This is a genomic window from Tangfeifania sp., from assembly GCF_055108615.1.
In genome coordinates this window covers 1-5,126 of record NZ_JBSQIC010000142.1, presented here as the reverse complement: position 1 = coordinate 5,126, position 5,126 = coordinate 1, and the positions used below count along the sequence as shown (strand labels likewise).

The window sequence follows — 5,126 nt, the reverse complement described above, 5'->3', positions numbered from 1 at the left end:
ATGTTTTCAGTTTTTTCTAATGAGTAAAAATAGATGGTAAAATATGTTTAAAATGTCAATTTTGGATATTTGATTTTTGAACTCAGGTAAAAATTATTGGATTGAAACTCGTCCCGAGTGATAGAGACGAGTTCCATTTTGCCAATGAATTAGAATGATTATATACCAATGAATGTGTAAAGCTGTCTCAATATATATTAGGAGAAGCATATATTTCACGGCTAAAACCTAATATTATATATTGAGACAGCTTTTAAATCAATTATCAATATCCACTATTTTGTTCCATTTCTGTTCTGCGGATTTCCTCAGAGTGTATAGGAAGCAAAACCATGTGTTCTTCGAAGTTTCTTTCAAGAAGTTTTACCGGTGTGTAAGTTTTCTCACCAGTTTCTACATCTTTTATTATATCCATTCCATAAATAGGCTCGTTCTCAACTTCCATGGCAATTTTCCACCTTCTGACATCCCAAAATCTGTGTTCTTCGAATGCCAGTTCGATTCTTCGTTCGTTATATATTCTTTGCCTAAGATCATCACCAGTAACAGAAGCCGGAATATCTGGCAAATCCACGCTCGACCTGCTTCGTACTCTGTTCAAATACTCTCTGGCTACGTCTTCATTGCCCAACTCAAACTGAGCTTCGGCGTAGTTAAGATATATTTCACCCAATCGGAATATGATCCATGGGATGGTATAATGCTCCTGCCAGCTGATAGCTCTGCCTTCGGGAGGCATAAATTTTCTTAATATATAGTTTGTTCTGGGATTGTCTCCACTTTCTTTATAAGAATCATATCCCCATGACTCGCCATCTGATGCTATCCACATTTCATGAAGATCACCATGATATACAGATGAATCATGTATTATAGTGGCTTCGAAACGAGGATCGCGATTTCTATACGGATGCTGAGGATCATAATTCGAAGCAGGATTAATTGTTCCATCTTCTAAGAAAGGAGGTTCTCCGTTTATCATATCATAATCGTCCACCAAATTCTGTGAGGGACCGTTACTTGCCCACCATCCTCCGTAAGCACCATATCTGCGACCTAAGTTGTGCATAGGAGCCTGGTGATAATTAGTGGAAGAAAAATTCCTGGCAAAAATGATTTCACTATTTTCTGTTCCGCTGGGCTGATTAAACAGCGTTTCGTAATCAGAGTGCAGTGAATAATTTTCATTTTCTATTAATTCCCAGGCTGCATCTGAGGCTTTTTGCCACTTTTCTTCGTCATCAGAGGGATTGAAAAGAGGCGAAGCGGCGTACAAATATACACGGGAACGTAGCGCCTGGCAGGCATCCTGGGTCGCCCGGCCAAAGTTTGCGTCGCTTGTTGCATATTTTTCCGGTAAATCCGGAATGGCTTCGGTCAGGTTCTGTTCGATGAAATCAACACATTCATCAAAGGAATTTCTTGTGAGCGTTTCATCAGCTCCCATAGCATAGGATTCGGTTATAATAGGCACACCTCCGAATCTTTTAATTAGTTCAAAATAGAGGTATGCCCTCAAAAATTTTGCTTCAGCTACTAATCTTGTCTTATCCTCGAACGAAATTTCGTCGCTTTGCATGTTTTCAAGGAAAACATTAATTTTTCTAATATATTCCCAGGCAACATCCCAGTAATAAATATTGCCGCCTCCTGTCCAATCGGTTGTTGCCACAGTAGTAATATTATCAGCATTATAATTGCCTAAGGGAATAATACCGATGCCCCACGAAATACTGCAATAAGCTTCATCGGTTGCTTTTGATTGCATATGTATGTTAAATCCGTGACGAATACAGTTATACAAATTAGTATGATAAGCTTTTATCAGGTTCTCATCGCCCCATACAGCGTCTTCCGAGATACGGTCTTTGGGCGAAATGTCAAGAATATTATCACTGCAGGAAACGCAGGATAATAATATGACGGCTGTGATTAAAAGTATCTTTTTCATTTTTTTCTTAAATTAAAATTTCACATTAACGCCTAAGTTTATGGTACGCAGAGGCGGATAATTAAGGAAATCACCGGTATTTTCCGGATCTGCCCATTTAATTTCTTTTGCCCAGGTGAGTAAATTCGATCCACTTATATAAAGCCGGCAATCGGTTAAGTGGAGTTTGGAAATGATGCTTTCAGGCAGGGAATATCCCATTTCCATGGTTTTGAGCCTGACAAATGTGGCGTCAAATAAGTAGAAAGTGGAATTTCCGGGTTGAAAATCATCCGCTCTGGGCATTGTTCCATCAGTATTCTCTGTGGTCCATCGGTCTTTAGCTCTATCAACAACAGCATTGTCAAAAGCTGAGTTCCCCAGCTTTGCAAAAGTGCCGTCGTAGTTATAAGCATTGGTTTGCCCCTGGAAGAATAAACTTAGATCGAAATTTTTATATTGCAATCCCATATTCAATCCAAATACATATTCAGGCGTTGCAGAATAATCGAATCTGAATTGGTCTTCTGCATTAATTTCTCCATCGTCATTTAAATCCACTATTTTGATATCTCCGACCTGTGTTCCCGACGCATGTGGATAAGCGTCCAGTTCTTCCTGCGTATTAAAAATACCATCGGCCTTATAGTACAAACCTGCTCCAACAGGATGGCCTGTAAGATTTTGGTAAGGCTCGGCGTGTGGAACTTCATCCATATAAACAATTTCACTTCTTGAGAATGCAATGTTTCCGGAAATATTATAATTAAGTTCTCCAACAGAATTTCTATGGCTTAAATCAAGCTCAAATCCATGATTATCAACTTCCCCTATGTTTTCATCGGGCAAAGCGGGGAAACCGTATATTTTTGGAACTGAAAGGTTTCTTTGCGTTAAAATATTAGATCTTTTTTCCTTCCAAAGGGTTAAATCCATTCCAAACAAACCTTTCCATAAAGTAGCTTCTAACCCCACATCGGTTTTTTTACTTTCTTCCCAGGTGATATTAGGATTGGGCATAGTGTTAGCATAAATGCCTGCTGCATCACTCGTGCCAAAAACGTAATTGCCTCCAAATGAGAAAGATTGTAAATGCTGATAGGAGTCAACACGATCATTCCCAATTATCCCATGAGATAATCTAAGTTTCAGATTGTTTACGAAAGGAAGATTATTTTTCATAAAATCTTCTTCAGAAAGGCGCCATCCCACTGAAAAACCTGGGAAAAAACCATATCTTTTACCTTCGGGAAATTTTTGGGAACCATCATATCTAAAGATAAATTCAAAAAGATATTTAGATTCAAAATTGTAATTAAATCGCCCGAAATAATTATTATAGGCATCACTTGAAGCTGAACCTCCATTATCTTTATCTTCCGCTGCGGAACTTCCCACATTTATTTGGTCTATGGCGGAACTTACGAAATTTTTTCTGTAAGCCTGGGTATAATTCCAGGTGTTTTTTTGTATCTCCTGGCCGACCATAGCGCCTACATGATGTTTACCAAAGTCTCTGTCGTATACAATTTTGTAATTATATAGCATGGTAGTCCATCTATTGTAGGTATCTGTCAGCTCTGCTGTTGGTTCATTAGTGGCCCATTTTTTTTCATATTCATCGGAGTTTACATTGTATTCATGGTAATAATAGGGGGTACTCCATCTTTTTGAGAACTGATGGCTGAGATCATAATTGAATGAGGCATCAATTTTTAATCCTTCCACAAAAGGTACTTTATACGTCCCTTTAAATGTGGAATATACGGGGCGATCTTCAACCTTGTAATATCCTCTTCGATCTAATAAAAGTGGGTTTTCCTGTAACCTGCCGGGAGCAATTAATCCATTGGGATAGCGTGCAGGTAAGGTGGGATTTGCTTGTAATATATTATAGAAGTCAACCCAATAATCATTATCAGGGTTATCTGCATATGTTGAGGGATACTCTCTATCGTTTAATATAGCATAAATATTGGCACCCAAACTGAGATTTTCAGTCAAATTGACATTAATATTTGAACGTAAGTTATATTGGCGGTAATGCGTGGGATTATTTTTCATAATACCTTCCTGGTCCATTATTCCAAAAGAAAGTAAATATGTAACTTTATCACTTCCCCCTGTGACTTGCAAATTAGTACGTTGTTGGGGAGCATAAGATCTCATCGTTACATCAACCCAGTCAGTATTGGGATATAAAACCGGATCGGAACCATCGCGATATTTTTGAATAGCATTCTCAGAATAAAAAGGAATGTATTCATCCGGTCTGCCTTGCCTGTACCAGTCTCCTTCATTATATGCTTCTGCAAAAGTGGCTGCATCCAGCATTTCCGGAATTTGCGTTGGTCTTTGAAAAGCATAATTGTAGGAAAAATTAAATTCAGGTTTTCCTTCTTTCCCCGATTTTGATGTTATTATAATCACTCCATTTGCTGCCCGCGCACCGTAAATAGCGGCTGATGCATCTTTCAGTACAGAGATACTTTCTATATCGTCTGGATTTAACCTGCTCATATTACTTCGCTCAACACCATCAATAATAATAAGAGGGGAGTTATCTCTAAAAGTACCGTTTCCACGGATCAACATTTCCAACTCTTCACTTCCCGGTTCGCCTGTTCGTTGATTAATCGTTAATCCCGGAAGTTTACCCTGGAGGGAGGCTGTGACATTTGCTTCAGGGCTCTTTCTTATGTCGTCACCCGATATATTAGCAATCGAGCCTGTTAATGTTTCTTTCTTTTGTATCCCGTAACCAACGACTACCGTTTCTGCCAAATGTACAATTTCGCTTTCCAATATAATAGTAATGCTGCTTGTGTTGCTAACATCTACTTCCTGAGTTTTCATCCCGATAAAGGAGATGACAAGAACATTCTCTTCCGCCGGGATGTTTATAGAGAATTCTCCATCAGAGTCTGTTATGGTACCATAATCAGAATTTCCTTTCACCATAACAGTTGCACCCGGAACAGGGTCTTGTTGTTCATCAAGTACCTTCCCGCTTATAGTTCTCATATTCTGGGAAAAGGCACTACTGCTAACTAATATTAGCATGAGAAATGATAAACTTCTGAGAAAACATTTCTCTTTACACAGATTAATAATTTTATTTTTCATTACAATTCTGGATTTTAGTTTAAATACTGAATTTGTTCTTGTTTGATTTGAGTTATCACCATCGGGTTAA

General features: G+C 38.4%; 2 protein-coding genes. Both read right to left on the bottom strand.

Features of this window, described 5'->3' with window-relative positions:
• Positions 1–265: 265 nt before the first annotated feature.
• Entirely contained in the window at positions 266–1,951 is a 1,686-nt protein-coding gene (locus ACTCNA_RS17530; RefSeq protein WP_462949235.1) for a RagB/SusD family nutrient uptake outer membrane protein, read from the bottom strand.
• A 12-nt stretch (positions 1,952–1,963) separates the two neighbouring features.
• Complete coding sequence (locus tag ACTCNA_RS17525) at positions 1,964–5,056, bottom strand: SusC/RagA family TonB-linked outer membrane protein (protein ID WP_462949234.1); 3,093 nt, start codon at positions 5,054–5,056, stop codon at positions 1,964–1,966.
• Between the last annotated feature and the right edge of the window lie 70 nt (positions 5,057–5,126).